General features: G+C 39.8%; 1 protein-coding gene. It reads right to left on the reverse strand.

The features are described from left to right. Window positions 1-274 (reverse strand): hypothetical protein (locus tag JM658_RS17070; protein WP_236961117.1); only part of this gene is annotated, 274 nt, incomplete at both ends.

Genomic DNA, 274 nt, shown 5'->3' on the forward strand with positions numbered 1-274 from the left:
GTTTGACAAGTCTCTTCACATTCTGGCGAAGTTACAGTAACCACTCTATCTTCTGTACAACCAGCAAAACTAGTTGTAATAATAACATTCGTTCCTGTTGGAATACCTGTGATTGTTCCGCTAGCAAGATTTACTGTTCCCTGATCTGCTGTAACAGTAACTCCTGGAGCTGCTGTAAACAACACACTATAAATTGTTAAATCCTCTGAGCATTCCGTTCCTCCAATACTAATACTAGGGTTTTCACATGGATTATCACAATCCGTTGGAGATG

The organism is Joostella atrarenae (genome assembly GCF_021764745.1).
Lineage (GTDB): Bacteria > Bacteroidota > Bacteroidia > Flavobacteriales > Flavobacteriaceae > Galbibacter > Galbibacter atrarenae.